The 350-nt window shown below is 68.3% G+C and carries 1 protein-coding gene; it reads right to left on the bottom strand.

The genetic code is table 11. The features are described 5' to 3' along the window. On the bottom strand, positions 1-350 hold a 350-nt coding region (locus KE671_RS22725; RefSeq protein ID WP_211986833.1), incomplete at both ends, for a hypothetical protein.

Raw genomic sequence — 350 nt, forward strand, 5'->3', positions numbered from 1 at the left:
CGGTTCCAGGTCGGCCGCCTCCGGGTGGCCCGGGTCCCAGCGCGAGACGCGCCGTGCCAACCAGTTCACCGGCGACACCAGGCGCTTGGAGGCCCGGTAGGTGACCCAGCTGGCGCCATACACCGCCAACAGGGTCAGCAGCACCGGCACGATGCCGAACCAGAACGCCAGCATCTCCGCACGCGAACGCAGGAACACCAGGTACAGGCGGCCGGCCGGACGCACATCGACCAGTACCAGCTGGTCATCCTTGGGCAGCTCGTGGAAACCGGGTTCAGGTTGCGCAGGTTGGCCGGCAACGACAGCGCCGACTGCCCGCTTTCCAGCAGGTAGCCGCGGATGTTCTGGGT

Source organism: Citrobacter amalonaticus (assembly GCF_018252635.1).
In the GTDB taxonomy this organism is placed as follows: Bacteria; Pseudomonadota; Gammaproteobacteria; order Enterobacterales; family Enterobacteriaceae; genus Citrobacter_A; species Citrobacter_A amalonaticus_E.